Raw genomic sequence first — 18,349 nt, 5'->3', positions numbered from 1 at the left:
CGTGCCGTGGTTTTAGGGATGGTAGTGTTTTTGAGGAAGAGCAAGTTATGTCTTTAATAGTTGGTGAAAAGCATTAATGGTCACTTGTTCTTTGTTACTAAAAAGGCATGGTTCGTGTGCATAATCGAAATTATTTTTTTGTAAGTAAAGAGAGTTTCGTCCCTTCCACATACGTTTTATGTAGGGAATGTTAAGTATTTTTAATCGATAGGTGAAATTCAAAATATACCTACAATTGCTTGGAATAACAGCAACATGCGCAATTCTTAACGAAAAAATCTTTTCTATTAATTCTATAAACTTCCTACCTGAGTGATTCTTCCTTAGGGTTTGAGGAAAGATAGTAATGAATTTTTCCGGCATTATGCATAATTCTATCAGGGTGTATTTAATTAGGCGTGCATCATCTTTAGAGTTTTTAATGTTGTTATAAAGGGCATTTAAAGGCTGGCTTTTTTTTTGGGCAAGAAACCATGAATCAAACCTTATTTTTGCATGTCCTAGTTGCGCTTCTAGTTTTTTTGGGTGGTAGTATTCTAAAGAATCCATTTCAAAGATAGTTATCTGCGAAAATTTATTTTCGTCTGAAATACATTTTAGTAGATGCGTTTTTCCAGCACAGCTTGGTCCTGAAATTAAAACGGCCTTTACGGGGAGGTCTTTGTTTGGTGGTTCGAACATTATTCTTCTTGCTTTTAAATGGGTGTCTAAAGGTTGTTTGCATTCGGTAATATGTGCTTAAAAGTCATACCCAAACAAGCGAATATCTTTTTTATATAATTGGAAGACTCTTTCTATGTCAGTATCCGTATAGTAAGCCTGATAGTCTTTTCTTGATTTTGTTACATTTTTGATAGTCAGTGTTTGGTGGTTTACTCCTATCAGCTTAAATACCTCATCAAGGTCTTCTTCAAAACTCTCCATCCGACCGATAAAATCGATACTTGAAAGGTCAATTAAACTACTTTGACTCCTAATGTGATCGTCACAAGTGTCTAAATCCAAGGTTTCAACAAAATCAATAAAGCCTGAAAATGTTTGCATGGCAGGCCAGATTTCATCGCTTGCTTTAAACCGATTGTCTTTTCGTCTATATACTTTATTCAGCCAACAAGAGACTAAGCGATCATAAGGGTTTCGGATAAATGCGAATTTGTAATAGTCTTTATATTTACGAGGAGAAATATAGTTTTTGTATGCGTCTTCTCTGGATAAAGAAACCCCAGAGTCTTTTAAAGTATTAAGAATGGTTCTCGTTCCGACTTTTGCTACCTGATACCAAACAAATTTGCTTTTATCGCTAATAGTTACGGTGTATTTGTTTGGGTGGCCACTGTAGATTAGTCGATTGTAGTACCCAGATATTTTATGTCTTTTTAATTTGCTCCAATCCATCTAGTTTTTTTTAAGAGTTAAAGTTAATTATAGAAAAAGTGCGTGGGAGTACATAGGTTGATGTTATTGTAGAGCTGAATTGATTAAATGGCTAGATACGGAGCTTGATGGTGAGCTGAAATAAGTATTTTGTTAGTTAGTGCCTTTGTCGCTAGGGCTTAGGTGTTTGACCTTGGTATATAGAAGATGGTATGTAGATAGTAAGCTTGGCTTAATAGCAGGCCGTTGAGTTTTGAATAATAGCTGAAAGCTTACTTGCGTGAATGTTTCGATGAAAGGTTTGGTTTTTTTTACAAAGTCATATATAGCAATATCTCTAGCAAGATGAAGTCGCAGCTGCTTTTCAACCTTCGAATCCAGATTCAGGAGTCTTTTTTTCGATGTGTTTTTCTTTGGAATAGAAATAAATTTGCCTGTTTTTACTGATAATAGGTCAGCAACTAAATCTAACCTATCCATCGGAAATATTTGATCTATGCCGATGTCATTGTTGCTTAACTTAATGAAGTCGTATTGGGTCTTAATGTTTGCGAAAGGCTGCCTTTTTCCTTTTGAAATATAGGCTTTTATAAAGGTGTTGTAACTTATGTCGCCAGTATAGTTTTTATGATTCGGGTGGCTTTTATCTTTCAAAGCTAACCTCGATCTATAGCGATACCAACTTTCTATCCATTCTAAAGGTTCTCTAATCAAGCAGAGCGATTCAACCTTAATTGTGGGAAGTAATGTTTGAAAAGCAGGTAGTATTATTCTAGAGAACTGCTGAGCGTTAAGGTGTTTAAGTTTAGATGGGGCTGAAAAACTAATATTGCATGAGTCTTTTATAGCTGCTTCAATAGAGGTAGATGCGCATTTGGGCATGCATAAAAATGCGAACCCGTGTTTTGTGGATAGTTGCATGTAAATGTTTTTTTAAATTAGGCTTAATAGTTAGTTTATTTATGGTTAGTCGTGAGGGTCAAGTAAAATCATACTAAAGTCGGAAGCGCACTTTTGGTGCAGTCATTACAAGGAATTATAAACAGTATGGTTTCAGTATTAATGTCAGTTTATGTGAACGAAAAACCTCAGCACCTGACGGAGTGTTTGCATAGCTTGGTTGGGCAGACAATGATGGTTGATGAGTTGGTATTAGTAGAAGATGGCCCGCTTTCAGTAGAACTTTTAGGTGTAATAGAGCAATTCAAAAGCGAACTCAATATAGTTTCTGTTCGATTAGATAAAAATCAAGGATTGGCAGCAGCACTGAATGCGGGTTTATTGAAGTGTTCGTTTGATTTAGTGGTTCGCATGGACACCGATGATGTATCTGTGCCAGATCGTTTTGAAAAACAGATAAAATTTATGAATGATAATCCTGATATAGCAGTTTCTAGTGGTTTTGTTGAGGAATGGAGTGAGGATATGTCTAAAAAGCTAGATGTGAGGTGCCTTCCTTCTTCTCACGCTGAAATTTTACTGTTTTCTAAATATCGCAGTCCAATGAGTCACCCTGCTGTTATCTTTCGTAAAGAGGCCGTATTGCGTGTTGGGGGTTACCCTTCCTTGTACCCTGAGGATTACCCGCTTTGGTGCACATTGCTGAGCAAAGGATATAAGATGGCAAATTTGCAGGAAGTTTTAGTAAGGATGCGTGTAGGTGACGGTTTTATTTCTCGGCGAGGACGAGCTTTCTATGAAGGTGAGGTTAAGGTATTTAGATACCTTGCTAAAATAGGATTTATAAACCGTTTTCAATTGTACTTGAATGTTGTTAGTAAAGCCGTGCTTCGCTTGTCCCCTAACTTTGTAAAGAAGTTGTTATATAAGTTTTCAAGGTAGCGTCACCCTTAGCTAAAATTTTGGCTATTCTGTACTTTTTTGTTTCGGTTGGTCGTCTAAAGTGCTTAAGGTATGATGGCTAACATTTAAAATCAGGGTATAAAGCTAGATGGGATTTCTCTTTAAGCTGTGGGTTTAAGGTTATTAATAACAGGTGCGACAGGCTTTGTAGGTACGGCCCTCGTCAACTACCTATGTGCCTCCGATTATGATGTTGTGGTAACAAGTCGTAGTGACGCGCCTTTAGTGAGCAAGGATGCTGAACTGGTTGTTATCGATAGCGTATCTTCAGGCTCAGATTGGGGTTTAGCATTAAAGAAAGTTGATGTGGTTGTTCACTGTGCGGCCCGTGCGCATATTATGAATGAAGATGCCTGTGATCCGTTGCTAGCATTTCGTGAAGTGAACACCGCAGGGACTTTAACTTTAGCAAGGCAGGCTGCTAATGCGGGAGTTAGAAGGTTTGTTTTTTTAAGCTCCATAGGGGTAAATGGGAATAATAGTCTTTCTTCGTACACAGAAGGTGACAGCTGTAACCCGCAAGAGCCCTACGCTATTTCTAAGTATGAGGCAGAGTTGGGGCTGAGAGCTATTGCGAATGAAGCGAATATGGACGTGGTAATTATTCGACCACCTCTAGTGTACGGTGCAAATGCTCCTGGCAATTTTGGGAGCCTACTTTGCTGGATTAGTAAAGGAGTTCCTCTGCCCTTCGGAGCTATAAATAATCAACGCTCTTTAGTGGCGTTAGATAATCTAGTGAGTTTCATTATTCATTGCGTTGGCCACCCAAAGGCGGCGAATGAAATATTTTTGATTTCTGATAATGAGGATGTATCAACAACTGAGTTATTAAATAAAGTGGCTCATGCCTTTGGTAAAAGGGCATTGTTGTTACCTGTTCCTGCTACCTGGATGACATTCGCAGCAAAGCTACTAGGTAAGGGTGATGTGGCGAATCGCTTGTTTGGTTCGTTACAGGTGGATAGCTCCAAAGCTCAAGAATTACTTGGCTGGAAGCCAGTTATTACAATGGATGAACAGTTGAAGAAAATAGCGGATGCGTACTTAAATGAAAAGACTGTTTGACCTGTTTTTGGCAATCAATGCCGCTGCTATTCTCTTAGTGCCTATTTGTATTGTGGCTATTCTGGTTAGAGTAACGTCGAAAGGCCCAGCGTTATATTGGTCTGATCGAGTAGGTATTAACAATACTATTTTCAAAATGCCTAAATTCCGTAGCATGAAAACAGATACGCCCGAAGTTGCTACTCATTTGCTAAAGGATCCTAAAAGTTTGTTAACGCCAATTGGTGGTTTTTTGCGCAAATCAAGCCTAGATGAGCTGCCGCAACTATGGTGTATTTTAAAAGGAGACATGCGCTTCGTGGGGCCTCGTCCAGCGTTGTTTAATCAGGGTGACTTGATTGCCCTACGGACTAAAAATGGTGTTCATGAAATGTTGCCTGGTTTAACAGGTTGGGCTCAGGTTAATGGTCGAGATGAGCTGCCTATATCCAAAAAAGTAGAGCTAGATGTTGAATACATGCATCGGCGCTCATTTTTCTTCGATATTTATATCCTTTGGTTAACGTTTCTCAAGGTGCTTAAAAGAGATGGTGTTTCCCATTAATTTAATGGGCACGTGATTCTGGGTTGCTATTTTTACGAATTTAGTCAGGAAAAAAGCTGGTAGTCTTTTTTCTTTGCTAGACTTAGCGATTATCGATAGTTTTAAGGAGCAAGGACGTTGAAAGTTCGAAAAGCAGTAATCCCCGTTGCAGGTTTAGGCACGCGTGTGTTACCCGCTAGTAAAGCGATCCCAAAAGAAATGATGCCAGTAGTGGATAAGCCGGTTATTCAATATGTGGTTGAAGAAGCTGTTGCGGCTGGCATTAAAGAAATCATTTTGGTGACGCGCACGGGTAAATCGGCAATTGAGGACCATTTTGATTCGCATTATGAACTTGAGGCTGAGTTAGCACGTAAAAATAAAACGGCGTTGTTGGCGGCTATTCAAAATATTGTCCCCCCAGAAGTATCGATTATTTCAATTCGGCAACCCGAAGCAAAAGGCCTTGGTCATGCGGTACATTGTGCTGCGAGCACGGTTGGCGGCGAACCATTTGTAGTTATTTTACCTGATGTGTTGGTGAATAACGGGGGTGATAAAACGAATGACTTAATGAGAATGGTTGTTGAGTTTGAAAACACAGGTGCGGCTCAAATTATGGTCGGCGAAGTGCCAGACGATAAAGTTCAACTATATGGTATTGCCGACTGTGGAGGTGTGGCCCCAGCGTTTGGCGAATCTACAGCTATTAAAGGACTCGTCGAGAAGCCAAAGCAAGACGAATCGCCTTCAAATTTAGCCGTTATTGGTCGTTATGTGCTACCTGGGAAGATTATGAGTTTGCTAGCTGACGGTAAGCCCGGTGCGGGTGGCGAAATACAACTCACGGATGCTATTGATACTCTATTAGAATTGGAGCCAGTGGAGGCCTATAAAATGATGGGCGATACGTATGATTGTGGGGAAAAACTGGGTTATTTAAAGGCTAATCTTGCGTATGGTTTACAGCATAGTGACACGGCCAACGGTTTGAGACAGTTTATCAACGCCTTAGCTAATGAGCATGAATAGTGGTGAGGTAAAAGCATGGGTTGATCTTCAGTCGCACGCTGAAGAAATGAAGGGGTTGCACCTATCTGAGTTATTTCGTCTAGAGGCTGATAGGTTTGATGAGTTTAGTTTTTCTACCGAGAGTTTTTTATTAGATCTTTCAAAGCAGCGGATTACCAAAGACACATTGGGTAAATTAATGGCCTTAGCTGAGCAGCAAGCGCTGGGCGAATGGATTGAAAAATTATTTACTGGAGAGCAAGTCAATGTATCGGAGGGGCGTTCTGCGTTGCATACTGCGTTACGGCTCCCCAAAGAGGAAACCCTTAGGGTTAACGACCGGGTTATTACGGAAGATATCCATGCTTCCTTAGAAAAAATGGCGTTATTGGTTAGGCAGATCCAGCAGGCTCAGTGGCGAGGTTTTGATGGTCGACCTATTCGGTCAATTGTAAATATTGGGGTTGGAGGTTCAAACCTTGGGCCGTTAATGGCTTGTGATGCATTAGAGCAATATACGCCTGCTGAAAGCAAGCAACTTGATATCCATTTTGTATCATCAATGGATGGGAGTGAACTAGAAAAGCTACTGCCTTTATTAGAGCCCGCGACAACATTATTTATTGTGGCCTCTAAAACATTTAGCACAATTGACACCTTGGCAAATGCTAATACGGCTAGGGAATGGTTGTTAAAAGCAAGTGGGAAGTCTGTTGACTTAATTAATCAACATCACTTTATTGCAGCAACTGGGAATATCCGTGCGGCACAATCATGGGGGGTTCCCGAGAAAAACCAATTATTATTTTGGGATTGGGTTGGTGGGCGATATTCTTTGTGGTCAGTAATAGGGTTGCCTATTGCGCTTAAAGTTGGTATGGAAAATTTTCGTGCGATTCTTAAAGGTGCTCATGCAATGGACAGGCATTTTAGAGAAACGAGCTTTGATAAAAATTTGCCCGTTTTATTAGGCTTGGTTGGCGTCTGGAATATTAACTTTTTGAATATTCATGCACACACAATTTTGCCTTATGATGGGCGTCTTTCACATTTACCATCCTATTTACAACAGTTGGAAATGGAAAGTAATGGAAAAAGTGTCAATACCAAGGGAGAGCGGCTTAATTACCGCACCTGCCCAGTGTTATGGGGTGAAGTCGGCTCGAATGCACAACACGCGTTTTATCAGCTTTTACATCAAGGTACCGAATTGGTGATGTGCGACTTTATTACCACAGCGGTACGCTATGAAGGCGAAGGTGAAGAGCTTCAGCTGCAACATCAGTTATCGCTTGCTAATTGCTTGGCGCAATCTAGGCTTCTGGCTTTGGGCGCCGAATCGGAAAATGATTTAGGTTATCAGCATTACGACGGCAATCAGCCTAGTAGCACGATTATGTTGGATGAATTAACGCCGGAAACGCTTGGCGGACTGATTGCTTTATATGAGCATAAAGTGTTTGTGCAGTCGGTGATTTGGGAAATAAACCCGTTTGATCAGTGGGGCGTGGAAAAAGGCAAAAAGCTAGCTTCATCATTATTACCAGAGTTTCAGTCACAGGTGAGTGGGGATCTAGATTCATCTACTAGGGGATTGATTCAGCGTGTTCAACGTCAACAGGCTCAGTATGAAAGTTAATGTGTATGGTGCGGGGCTTTCTGCCTGGGTTGCGGCGACATGCCTAGCTAAAGTAGGAAACGATGTAGTTATTTGCGGTGTGTCGCAAGGTGAATTAGGAAAGATTCCGACGGTTCGTGATGAGCCGAATTTATTGCAACAGTTAGAAGCGCAGATTAGTAGTGGCCGACTTAGTCGGCGTAACGAAGGAGTGCAGTCAGAGGCTAATATTCATTGGCTTGCCTTTCAGCCAGACCAGCAATACAAGGCTGAGCAAGTGATGGAGCGGCTTTCTCAATCAGCTCAAAATGATATGCTGGTCGTTAATCAATGTAACTTTGCGGTGGGAGCGACACGTGACCTGCAAACTCGATTAAAAGGGAAAGGCTATGTGGTGTATATCCCCGATAATTTACAAGAAGGTTCGGCGTTTTAGTCAACCTAACGGGATCGTTTTGGGGCTAGATCATGATAAGGCATTAGTTAAGGCTCGAGCTTTATTAAGGCCGTTTAGTGAGGGCTTGAATACACTGCAGTTAATGACAACTCGTGAAGCTGAATTTACCAAATTTGCTATTACAGGCATGCTCGCTATTCGTTTAGGTTATGTTAATGAATTGGCTAATCTGGCAGATCAGTTAGGTGTGGATATTAGCGTTGTTCAAGAAGGAATGAGGGCTGATACAAGGATCGGTGAGCATTACTTGTCGCCGGGCTGTGGTTTTGGAGGGCAGAACTTCCATGCTTATGTTTCTAAGTTTTCTGGCATTTTTCAACAGCAGAAGCAGCAATCACTCTTAAAAGCAGTTGTTGACGAAAATGAGGTGCAAAAAGAATTGCTGTTCAGGAAATTATGGCAGCACTATAATGGTGCTTTGGACGGTAAGATGGTTGCAATTTGGGGGTGTTCATTTAAGCCAGGGACAGCCAGTATTGATAATGCACCTAGTATAAAAATAATTAATGCGCTGGTTGCACAAGGGGTTCAAGTTAATATCCATGACCCAGAAGCAATACCAAATATAAAAAGTTATTATACAGGTGAAAAATTGATCCGTTATTGTAAAACACCGATGGATGCAGCAGCTGGTGCTGATGCGTTATTACTCGTTACTGAATGGCCGCTTTATTGGTCACCTGATTATGAGCAACTTGCTAAATGCATGAATGATCGTTTGATCATTGATGGGAGGAATGTTTTTGATAAAGAGGTCGTTAAACAGCACGGGTTTTATTATTTAGGAGTAGGTCGGTAGAGGTGTGAGTTAAATATGGATATTTTTTCACTTCCAGGTTGGTTCATTAGTCGAAGCAGGCGGATAAAGCGTGCGGTTACGCTGCTATTTGATTTTATTGTTATTACGTTGGCTTTATGGGTATCCTTCTCACTACGGCTAGGTGAGTTTTATTGGCCCGAAGGCAGCGTAATTTGGTTGTTTGCTGTTGCGCCTTTTATAGCAACACCTATTTTTATTAGATTGGGCTTGTATCGAGCGATTATTAGATATATTGGCTTTCACTCGTTATGGGTTGTGGTTAAGGCGGTCTCTCTTTATAGCTTGCTTATTGCTTTTTTTGTTGTGTTGGCGAACATTGAAGTTGTGCCGCGTTCAGTTCACATTATTAATTGGTTGGTGGCTCTCCTTATGGTGGGTGGAAGTCGAATGGTGGTGCGTTGGTGGCTGGCAGGGTTGGCTCCTGCGAATGTAAATGCAGCTCGTAATGTGGTCATTTATGGTGCGGGCTCGTCAGGTATGCAAGTGCTTGGGCAACTAAATGTAAAAAGTGGTATGAAAGTAGTGGCCTTTATTGATGACGAGCCATCACTTCATCGGCGGCAAATGGGTGATGTTCGTGTGCACCCGTTCTCACATTTGAGCCGACTTATTGAGCGACATGGAGTGAAGGATGTGTTATTGGCGATGCCCTCAGTGTCACGGTCTCGCCGTAACCAAGTTATTGCTTTGTTGGAGCCTTACCCAGTAACTGTGAAAACGTTACCAACATTAGCTGAAATTGCCGAGGGTGAAGTAACGGTTGATGATATAAGAGACGTTGAAATTGAAGATTTATTAGGCCGTGATCAGGTATTGCCTAATAAATCTTTGATGGCGAAAAACATACATAATAAAGTTGTGATGGTAACGGGGGCAGGTGGCTCAATCGGAGCTGAGCTGTGTCGTCAAATCTTGCAGCAAAAGCCAAAAGAGATTGTTTTATTTGAACATAGTGAGTTTGCACTTTATATGATAGAGCATGATTTAAAAAATCAGCCGATCAGCGAAGAAGTGGTCATTAAGCCTGTCTTGGGGTCGGTAACGGATTCAGATCGAGTTTTATTAGCTTGTCAGGCGGCGCACGTTGAAACGGTATATCATGCTGCAGCCTATAAGCATGTGCCATTAGTTGAGCAAAACCCAAGAGAAGCAATTAAAAACAATATTCTGGGGACCTTATATACAGCTGAGGCAGCATTAAAGTCGAAGGTTAAGGACTTTATACTGATCTCAACAGATAAGGCTGTGCGGCCTACTAATACGATGGGGGCTTCAAAAAGAATGGCTGAATTGGTTTTGCAGGCATTAAGTAATAAGCATAGAGGCGTATCTGCAACACAATTTGCGATGGTGCGTTTTGGCAATGTGCTCGGCTCGTCAGGCTCCGTCATTCCTCTGTTTAAGAAGCAAATAAAAGAAGGTGGTCCAGTGACTGTGACGGACCCTAAAATTATTCGTTACTTTATGACAATCCCTGAGGCAGCCCAATTGGTTATACAAGCGGGTGCCATGGCAAAAGGTGGCGATGTGTTCGTTTTAGACATGGGCGATCCTGTTAAAATATTAGAATTGGCAAAGCGAATGATTCATTTAAGTGGACTAGAAGTTAAAGGAGATGATACGCCGCACGGAGACATCGAAATAAAGTTCACCGGGTTACGCCCGGGTGAAAAGCTGTATGAAGAGTTATTGATCGGTAATGATGTGAAAAATACAGACCATGAAAAAATCATGCGGGCTAATGAAAGTATGATTCCTTGGGAAGAGCTGAATGTTCTCATTAGGCGTTTGCAGCAAGCGATTAATGACAATGATGATGTTGAAATTAGAGCGGTATTATCAGAAGCAGTGGTTGGTTATAAACCACAATGTGCTATTGCGAATGTGCTGCATTAGACGGTTTTAGTTCGATTTTATAAAGTTTTGTAACTTAACATTGTGATTTAGATAAAAAATAGATAGAATACGCGGCTCTTTGATAGACCCGCATCTCGAGTGAGTGGAATTAAGAAATGAAAACATTTAGCGCAAAAACAGAAGAAGTAGAACACGATTGGTATGTTGTTGATGCCGAAGGTAAAGCGCTGGGGCGCTTGGCCACAGAAATAGCACGCCGTTTACGCGGTAAGCATAAGCCTGAATATACACCTCACGTTGATACGGGCGATTACATTGTTGTCATTAACGCTGAAAAAATTGGTGTGACAGGCAATAAAGAAAAAGACAAGATGTATTATCATCACACAGGTTACATTGGTAACTTAAAGTCTGTTTCTTTAGGTAAGCTTCGTGAAACACACCCAGAGCGTATCATCCAATCAGCTGTTAGAGGCATGTTGCCGAAAAACACATTGGGTAGAAATATGTTCAAGAAAATGAAAGTATTTGTTGGCGCTGAGCATACGCATCAAGCCCAACAACCTAAAACATTAGAACTATAACAAGAGTTTATTATCATGGCACAAACCCAATATTATGGAACTGGTCGTCGTAAAAGTTCAGTTGCACGTGTTTTTGCACGTCCTGGCAAAGGCGAGATTAAAATTAACAATGCAACGCTAGATACTTATTTTGGCCGCGAAACTGATCGTATGATTGTTCGTCAGCCACTAGAAACAGCAGAAGCAATGGAGAAATTTGACCTTCTTATCACTGTAAAAGGTGGTGGAACATCAGGTCAAGCCGGTGCTATTAGATTGGGGATTACCCGGGCATTAATGGAGTTTGATGGCGAGTTACGTCCTGCCCTTCGCAAAGCAGGTTTTGTAACACGTGATTCACGTGAAGTTGAGCGTAAAAAAGTTGGTCTTCACAAAGCGAGAAAACGTCCTCAGTACTCAAAACGTTAATCGTATTGCTTCAAATAAGAGCGAAAGTTCTTACCGTTTTAAAAAAAGCCCATTATTAAAATGGGCTTTTTTTGTGCAAAAGGAAAAGAAATCGGTGTGTTGGTATCTTTTTAAAGGTTGGTCTATACTTCAAACATGATTATTTAGATACTGATTGATGGCAGACTATAAAGAGAAGTATAGGCGTGCATTAAAAGAGCTGGATGAGTCCGAGCAAAAGGCGGCAGATAGTATTCAGGCGTTGTATCAAGTACTAATGTCGATATTAAAAGGAGTTAAAGGGCACCATAAGGCAATAGATAAAGCGATTAACTCGTTACCTAGGAATACGCCCAATGGTGAAGGAGCACCTGTTGAAGCATTAAGTCGTGTAAGAGACTTAGTGATAAGCTATTTTGATAAAGACGATTTACGTTCAGCAATTACCACGTTAGATATTCTGTTAGAAAATTTAAAAATGTCAGATGTATTGGATGATGATGTTGAAATCTTGCAAAAAGATGCCGCTAAGATTCGTACTCCAAATGAGTTAAAAGCTTTTACCCGAAAAGTCGTTAATTTAATAGTTGGGGCGCTTTTTGATAATAGTGGTCCTTCAATTAAAGCTTCTTTAAACGGATTAAAGGGTGATCTAGCACGTCAATTAGGAAGTCTTGAAGCATTAGACGCCGGGCTTGCAGAGTCGATTAAGGTGGCTGGGTTGCATAAAGATATTGAGAGGATTGCTAACTTATCTGACCTTAGTACTTTTCATAAAGAAACTTTTGATGTGCTAGGAAACGGTATTGTAAACAAGAATGAGCTCATTGTTGAGTTCTCTGGGCTTGTTGAAACAGTTATTCATAAGTTGGCTGAACTTTCTTCAGATCTTAGGCAAGCAGGAGCTGAAGAAGCAGATGAATTAAAAGATCGATGGCGTTTGACTGAGTTGATGGGTGGTCAGGTTAAAACATTGCAAGAGTCGGTGTTGCAAGCAGATAATTTAGCGTTATTAAAGACCTTGCTGACCAAACGGCTTGCTGAGTTTAGTCAAACAGTCTCTGAATTTACCGAGGTAGAAAGGCGTCGAGTAGATGAAGTCGAAGGGTATGCATTTTCCGTAGCGAATAAATTAAAAAAAATGGAGTTACAAGTACAAGAGCTGAAATTATCGCTAATACAGGCACATGAAGAAGCACTGGTTGATGTGTTGACGGGGGTTGCAAATAGGCGAGCGTTTGATGAGCGTATTAGGCTCGAGTACGAGCGCTGGAAACGAAATGCAGAGCCTTTGGTGTTGGCCGTGTTAGATATTGACCGTTTTAAAAAAATTAATGATACGTATGGGCACTCTGTAGGTGACAAGGTGTTATGCACGATTAGCCAGTTAATTAATAAGCAGGTACGAGAAAGTGATTTCTTTGGTCGAATTGGCGGCGAAGAATTTGCTGTTATTTTTACAGGTAGTGACCTTGATAGTGGGTTAAAAAGGTTAGAGCAATTTCGAAAAAGTGTAGAAGATTGCAAGTTTGGTTATCAAGGTAAACGACTTACAATAACAATGTCTGTTGGTTGTGCCGAGTTTGCTCCTGGAGATACGGTAAGTGATGTCTATGGAAGGGCTGATCAGGCCTTGTATAAAGCTAAAAGTTTAGGAAGGAACCAATGCTTGAGTGAGCGGGCAATATAATCCTTAAATGTTTGGCGTAGTTAGCGGCGCGCTTGTAATGTCGTTATGGCTTGGTGAGTGCTTAAAAAAATATTTTCCGTGCCTATCTTTTGTAGAAACTCAGTATCTTTCAGCTTATCCATAACCGGACCTTTTATTTCAGCTAAGTGTAGCTGAATGTTGGCTTTTTCAAGTCGGTAAAGAATGTCACTTAAGGATTGTAGCGCGCTGGTGTCAATAAAGCTTATCGACTGACAAATAAGTACAATATGGTTAATCGACTGGTTGTCCGCAACCAACCCCATAATATTGTCTTCAAGGTAGTTTGTGTTAGCAAAATAAAGGTTTTCGTCAACGCGTATGGCAAGAATTTCTTTATCCGTTTTTACTTTATAGCGCTTGATGTTTCTATAATGCTCAGAGTTTCCCACTTGCCCAACTACAGCAATATGAGGTTGGCTGCTTCTATGTAGGTATAAGCCAATAGAGATAATAATGCCAGCCAGAATGCCGCTTTCTACATTAATAAATAACACAGTAAGAAAAGTTATTAACATCAAAGTGGCCTCTGTACGGTCGTAGCGCCATGTGTGTTTAAGGGTGTGTGTGTCAATGAGAGGTAGTACGGCAAATATAATAACTGCACTGAGTGCAGCCTTTGGTAAAAAAAAGAATAAGGGTGTTAAAACAGACAGCGTCAAACCAACTAAACAAGCCGTAATAATAGACGCCAAGGGGGAGTTAGCGCCGGCGGTGAAATTAACCATCGAACGACCAAAACCTCCAGCTACTGGATAGCCACCACTAAGAGCTGATGAGACATTGGCAGCACTGAGTCCTAAGAGTTCCTTATTCGCATCGATTTTTTGTCGTTTCTGCCCAGCCATGGATTTTGCAATAGAAACACTTTCTAGATAACCAATTAAAGCGATAAGCAGAGCAGAGGGAAGGAGTTGTTTAAATAGTTGCTCATCGTAATTAGGCAGAATAATATGAGGAAGCCCTGGTGGAATATAACCAACCACGGATACCTCAAATCGTGTATTTAAATGGAAATAATAAACAACAAGAGTGCCAGTAACGGCAACAATAAGAGGGCCAGAATTCGATATAAACTTTATGCTGTTTGGGTTAAATGCTCTTTTCTTTAAGAGGTTTGCTAAAGGGCCTTTAAACCACCATAGAAGCATTAAGCTGCAAACTCCGAGGATGCTTGTTACTAGGTGTCCTTGGGGAAGTTGGGTAACGATATGGGTTATAGCCTGGTAAGGGGCGAGCCCTTCGGTGATGTTTAAACCAACAATATGTTTTACTTGGCTTAAGGCGATAATGATAGCTGAGGCGCTAATAAACCCGGAAACAACGGGGTGACTTAGAAAATTTATAATACTACCTAACCTAGCTGTTCGCATTAATAGCAAGATGATGCCAGTTAATAAAGCCAGAGTGTTTGCTGCGTTTATTACTTCGTCAATATTGCTGATGCCTAATTCGGCGATAGTGGCGCCTGTCATTAACGACATAATACCGACCGGCCCAATGGCCAATGTTCGACTACTGCCGAAAGCGGCGTATAAAATGATTGGAAGAACGGATGAATACAGGGCTACTTCGGCGGGGAGGCCTGCCAACAGACCATATGCCATAGATTGAGGAATAAGGACAATAGCAACAATGACGCCAGCAATTAAATCCCCCTTTAATTGAGCGGTTTGGTACGTCTTGATCCAGCTTGGTAGAAGCATGATGTAAAACCTTATTGCGCCGTATTTTTATCATTCGTAACGCACCTGAGCTAAATGCAGGGGTAACGTTCTTTGACAGAATTTATAGGTATATTAAATTAGCATAAATATATAATAACTTTATTAAGCTGTTGTTTAAAATTGACTTCAATCATTTTTTTTGTTGCAATGCAATAAAATTATAATAAAATCAATCAGTTAAAAAATATATATTGTTGCTTTTTTGCAAAAACACTGTATTATTCATTTTAAGAGCAAGGAGAGGGGAAAGACAGTTTCTTTTGTAGTTAGAAGAGCTGCATAAAAAATAATAATAAAAATAAAAACTAGGGGGCTTTTAGCCCCTTTTTTTGCCTGAAATAAATGTTCTGGAGGCTTTGGTTTAAAGCGTTAAGGTTTGGGTCCCCTGTTCACTGGCAAGCAAAACAGTATCAGCCGACCGGTTAGCGAATAGGCCTGTTGTTACAACACCGGTAATGTTATTGAGTGTGTTTTCCAGTTTCATTGGCTCTAAAATATCTAAACGGTGAATATCTAAAATGACGTTGCCGTTATCAGTAATAAAATTTTCTCGCCAGACGGGCTGACCACCAAGTGCTGATATGGTTCGAGCAACATAACTTCTAGCCATCGGAATGACTTCTACAGGTAGCGGAAATTTGCCCAATCGAGAGACTAACTTGCTGTGGTCGGCAATACAAATAAAGTGTTTGCTGGCGGCGGCAATAATCTTTTCACGGGTCAAGGCACCACCGCCTCCTTTTATGAGTTCTAAATTCGTATTAATTTCATCGGCTCCATCAACATAAATATCTAAAGTGCCCACGGCATTTAAATCAAGAACCGGGATGCCTAAAGCCAATAATCTTTCTGTGCTGGCCTCTGAACTTGAAACGGCACCTTCAAATTGATGCTTAAGAGGAACCAATAAATCAATAAAGTGGTTGACCGTTGAGCCGGTACCAACGCCTAAAATACGGCAGTTCTTTACGTACGGGATAGCGGCTTGTGCAGCTAGTTTTTTTAAGTCGTTTTGCATGAGTAAAAGATTGGCGTTAGTTGTTAAGAAGTATTCGTATGATATATCGCATCTAAGCGTAGTTAGAAGTTATTTAATCATCATTTTTTATAATGCATCGGATGAGTCGCCTAGTAGGCGTTGTTTTGCCTTGGCTGAAAAGCAGACCACTCCAAGCTCTGTGACGATGGCATCTAATGGAACATCCCAGGCTTCAGGCTTAATAGTATCAACCATTTGCAGGCTATAAGCGATACCCACTAAGAGCGGTTTTTTTTTGCATGCCGGACTCAACATAAAATTGAGTGTACGGTCATAGTAGCCGCCACCCATACCTATGCGATGGCCTAGCTGGTCAAAACCCACTAAAGGAATGAGTATGCTGGTTAATAATTTAGCAGGTAAATAGAGCTGTTTGGCAGGCTCGGGGATATTGAATCGATTGTTTTCCAATGGATCGCCCCATAGATAAGAAGAGAATCTAAGTCTTTGCTTATTTAAAGCCGGGAGATAGTGTTTGCAGCGGGTCTTTGAGCAAGCTTGTATGAATAAATCGAGTGTTGGTTCACCATCATTAGCGAGGTAACTCGCAACACTTGAGGAGCGAAGAAGAAGCCCTGTTTTTAACAAATGTTGGTTGATACTGTAATCAAATCGGGCTCTATCAGAGGTCGAAATAGTGTTACGTCTGCGTCGTAATGATTGTCTTAAGGAAGGTATTAATTGGGTCATAAAATAGGGCGCTTCCCGCCAGTGCCGTATTCAGGTTTCTACCTTGAACCGATAGGTTCAAGTGGGAGTCGGACATTTGCATTAGGCTTCTCTATGTAGAGCGTGCACACCAACAAAATGATCTGTCTTCCCGGGTAGGTAATTAGGTCCAAGGGCATTTCACCTTAACTCGAACACCGCAGGAAACGCACTGACAGTGTAACCCTATGAAAAAAAATTAACAGTATATTTTTTACATTTAAAGAGAGATAAAAAATATTTTTATTATTTTACAGCTGATCAAGATGTTTTCTAAAGAGTGTAAAGCCGCTTCGTTTTGCAGCTAAGGTTAAACAGATTGCGGTTGATGTCGTATGAAGCCTATCTAATTTAATGAGTAGGGCAAATTAAAGTTAAAGTAGGAAAACTATTTACCGAAGGCGTCTATGGCAAAGTCTAGTTTATTTTGAAGGGCGATTATTTTGTCACTAATATTTAAAGAGGCGCCGCTTTTTTTTTGGTTTTCAACTAAAAAATCATGTGTGATATTGAGGCCAGCCATTACGGCTATGCGGTCTAAGCCTACTACTCGTCCGGATTTTTTAATGCTTTGCATTTTTTCATCTAAAAACCGAGCAGAAGACTCAAGCCCTGCTCGCTCATTTTCAGAGCAGCTGACTCGGTATTCTTTATCTAGTAGGTGTAAGGTGACAGTCGTGGAAGTTGACATGCTTATATTTCCATTAATTTAAGCCTAGAAATCATTGACTCAATACGCGTTTTAGCTTTTTCAGTTTTATCCATTAAAGCACTGCGTTGTTGAATGAGATCGGCTTGCTGGCTCTTGAGTTGTTGGTTTTCTTCATGCAGGTTTTGGCACACTTGAACAAGTGCGTCAATTTTCTGCTCAAGGTGTTGCAAGTCAATTTCTGGGTTTTGTTCTTTATTCACAAGATAAATAGTAGGTGTGATTGCTGAGAAGGTCAATACCGTTAGTAATATAGTCGGTAAGTTTTGGTGCCTCGGTCACGTAATGATAGCATAGCCACATTGATAAATTGTTTGGAGTGGGCAGTGAAACGTTTAGGTAATTATGAGGATTTGCAGTTAATTTTTGATGAGCATGATGCTGGTATGAATGTGTCTGAAGCACATGGCTTGGCGTCAGGCATGCTATGTGTGCAATTTGATGCAGACTTTAATCGTTGGATAAGTGCAATATTTGATACGGAAGATCAGCTAAAAGCCTTAACGAATGAGGATAAACAAGGCTTAATTGGTTTGTTTCAAGGTACATTGGAATTGCTCAAAACCGATGAGTTTATTTTTGACTTGTTGCTACCCGATGAGGAAGAACGGATTGGTGTGCGGGCAGTTGCCATGAGTGAATGGTGCCAGGGTTTTTTATATGGCGTGGCTTATATGGGGGTCGGTGATGATAAAGATTGGAGTGAGGACTGTAGAGGCATATTAAGAGATTTAATGGAGATTTCACGTTTAGATGCCGACAACTCAGATGAGTCAGATGAGCAAGCGTTTATGGAGTTACAAGAATACGTGCGGATGGGCGTGCAAATTTTAATGCAAGAACTGCAACCAGATAGCGATTCATCAACGGAACAACCAACGCTTCACTAGCGAGAT

Annotated in this window: 20 protein-coding genes and 1 other RNA gene; 12 read left to right on the top strand and 9 right to left on the bottom strand. The window is 40.7% G+C overall.

Annotated elements, in window-relative coordinates; all coding sequences use genetic code 11:
• Positions 1-45: 45 nt before the first annotated feature.
• From Q91_RS10015 to Q91_RS10005, 3 genes are all read right to left on the bottom strand, one after another.
• On the bottom strand, positions 46-681 hold the full coding sequence (locus tag Q91_RS10015) for a hypothetical protein (RefSeq protein WP_015006781.1): 636 nt from the start codon (positions 679-681) through the stop codon (positions 46-48).
• A 57-nt stretch (positions 682-738) separates the two neighbouring features.
• Positions 739-1,395 (bottom strand): sulfotransferase family protein, encoded by a 657-nt coding sequence (locus Q91_RS10010; protein WP_015006780.1) that lies wholly within the window; start codon positions 1,393-1,395, stop codon positions 739-741.
• Positions 1,396-1,527: 132 nt separating this feature from the next.
• On the bottom strand, positions 1,528-2,028 hold the full coding sequence (locus Q91_RS10005; protein ID WP_190274368.1) for a hypothetical protein: 501 nt from the start codon (positions 2,026-2,028) through the stop codon (positions 1,528-1,530).
• A gap of 393 nt (positions 2,029-2,421) precedes the next feature.
• On the opposite strand from Q91_RS10005, the gene Q91_RS10000 reads away from it, so the two are divergent.
• From Q91_RS10000 to Q91_RS09955, 11 genes are all read left to right on the top strand, one after another.
• The gene (locus Q91_RS10000) at positions 2,422-3,216 is read left to right on the top strand and encodes a glycosyltransferase (protein WP_015006778.1); all 795 of its coding nucleotides are present in this window, start codon (positions 2,422-2,424) and stop codon (positions 3,214-3,216) included.
• A gap of 129 nt (positions 3,217-3,345) precedes the next feature.
• The gene (locus Q91_RS09995; protein ID WP_015006777.1) at positions 3,346-4,305 is read left to right on the top strand and encodes an SDR family oxidoreductase; all 960 of its coding nucleotides are present in this window, start codon (positions 3,346-3,348) and stop codon (positions 4,303-4,305) included.
• Positions 4,289-4,849: a sugar transferase gene (locus Q91_RS09990; protein ID WP_015006776.1), complete on the top strand. Its 561-nt coding sequence runs from the start codon at positions 4,289-4,291 to the stop codon at positions 4,847-4,849. Before Q91_RS09995 ends, Q91_RS09990 begins: the two co-directional genes overlap by 17 nt.
• Positions 4,850-4,966: 117 nt before the next feature.
• Positions 4,967-5,860 (top strand): UTP--glucose-1-phosphate uridylyltransferase GalU, encoded by an 894-nt coding sequence (gene galU / locus Q91_RS09985; protein WP_015006775.1) that lies wholly within the window; start codon positions 4,967-4,969, stop codon positions 5,858-5,860.
• On the top strand, positions 5,853-7,478 hold the full coding sequence (pgi, locus tag Q91_RS09980) for a glucose-6-phosphate isomerase (RefSeq protein ID WP_015006774.1): 1,626 nt from the start codon (positions 5,853-5,855) through the stop codon (positions 7,476-7,478). The genes galU and pgi overlap by 8 nt, the downstream gene beginning before the upstream one ends.
• Positions 7,468-7,893: a hypothetical protein gene (locus Q91_RS11675; RefSeq protein ID WP_202948167.1), complete on the top strand. Its 426-nt coding sequence runs from the start codon at positions 7,468-7,470 to the stop codon at positions 7,891-7,893. Before pgi ends, Q91_RS11675 begins: the two co-directional genes overlap by 11 nt.
• Positions 7,894-7,996: 103 nt before the next feature.
• Positions 7,997-8,713 (top strand): UDP binding domain-containing protein, encoded by a 717-nt coding sequence (locus Q91_RS11670; protein ID WP_238538329.1) that lies wholly within the window; start codon positions 7,997-7,999, stop codon positions 8,711-8,713.
• Between the two features lie 15 nt (positions 8,714-8,728).
• Positions 8,729-10,630: a nucleoside-diphosphate sugar epimerase/dehydratase gene (locus tag Q91_RS09970; RefSeq protein WP_015006773.1), complete on the top strand. Its 1,902-nt coding sequence runs from the start codon at positions 8,729-8,731 to the stop codon at positions 10,628-10,630.
• 116 nt (positions 10,631-10,746) lie between these two features.
• Positions 10,747-11,175, top strand: coding sequence for a 50S ribosomal protein L13 (gene rplM, locus Q91_RS09965; protein WP_015006772.1), 429 nt, complete (start codon positions 10,747-10,749; stop codon positions 11,173-11,175).
• Between the two features lie 15 nt (positions 11,176-11,190).
• Positions 11,191-11,583, top strand: a complete 393-nt coding sequence (gene rpsI, locus Q91_RS09960; RefSeq protein ID WP_015006771.1) for a 30S ribosomal protein S9 — start codon at positions 11,191-11,193, stop codon at positions 11,581-11,583.
• A 157-nt stretch (positions 11,584-11,740) separates the two neighbouring features.
• Positions 11,741-13,252 carry a GGDEF domain-containing protein gene (locus tag Q91_RS09955; RefSeq protein WP_015006770.1) on the top strand — a complete coding sequence of 504 codons (1,512 nt, stop codon included), beginning with the start codon at positions 11,741-11,743 and terminating at the stop codon, positions 13,250-13,252.
• Positions 13,253-13,272: 20 nt separating this feature from the next.
• On the opposite strand, the gene Q91_RS09950 is transcribed toward Q91_RS09955, so the two are convergent.
• From Q91_RS09950 to Q91_RS09930, 6 genes are all read right to left on the bottom strand, one after another.
• On the bottom strand, positions 13,273-14,976 hold the full coding sequence (locus Q91_RS09950; RefSeq protein ID WP_015006769.1) for a SulP family inorganic anion transporter: 1,704 nt from the start codon (positions 14,974-14,976) through the stop codon (positions 13,273-13,275).
• Positions 14,977-15,358: 382 nt separating this feature from the next.
• Entirely contained in the window at positions 15,359-16,015 is a 657-nt protein-coding gene (gene rpiA, locus Q91_RS09945; protein ID WP_015006768.1) for a ribose-5-phosphate isomerase RpiA, read from the bottom strand.
• A gap of 87 nt (positions 16,016-16,102) precedes the next feature.
• Positions 16,103-16,726 carry a 5-formyltetrahydrofolate cyclo-ligase gene (locus Q91_RS11525; protein WP_083856997.1) on the bottom strand — a complete coding sequence of 208 codons (624 nt, stop codon included), beginning with the start codon at positions 16,724-16,726 and terminating at the stop codon, positions 16,103-16,105.
• 8 nt (positions 16,727-16,734) lie between these two features.
• A non-coding RNA gene (ssrS, locus tag Q91_RS11520) (6S RNA) lies at positions 16,735-16,914 on the bottom strand.
• 218 nt (positions 16,915-17,132) lie between these two features.
• Positions 17,133-17,435 carry a cell division protein ZapA gene (locus Q91_RS09935; RefSeq protein WP_015006766.1) on the bottom strand — a complete coding sequence of 101 codons (303 nt, stop codon included), beginning with the start codon at positions 17,433-17,435 and terminating at the stop codon, positions 17,133-17,135.
• A gap of 2 nt (positions 17,436-17,437) precedes the next feature.
• Entirely contained in the window at positions 17,438-17,656 is a 219-nt protein-coding gene (locus Q91_RS09930; protein ID WP_015006765.1) for a TIGR02449 family protein, read from the bottom strand.
• A 123-nt stretch (positions 17,657-17,779) separates the two neighbouring features.
• Here Q91_RS09930 and Q91_RS09925 point away from each other — a divergent pair, with 123 nt between their 5' ends.
• The gene (locus Q91_RS09925; RefSeq protein ID WP_015006764.1) at positions 17,780-18,343 is read left to right on the top strand and encodes a UPF0149 family protein; all 564 of its coding nucleotides are present in this window, start codon (positions 17,780-17,782) and stop codon (positions 18,341-18,343) included.
• Positions 18,344-18,349: the final 6 nt, after the last annotated feature.

The sequence above is a fragment of the Cycloclasticus sp. P1 genome (assembly GCF_000299965.1).
Taxonomy (GTDB): Bacteria; Pseudomonadota; Gammaproteobacteria; order Methylococcales; family Cycloclasticaceae; genus Cycloclasticus; species Cycloclasticus pugetii.
Note: the sequence above shows the minus strand (reverse complement) of the source record. Positions and strands in the feature narration are given on the sequence as shown.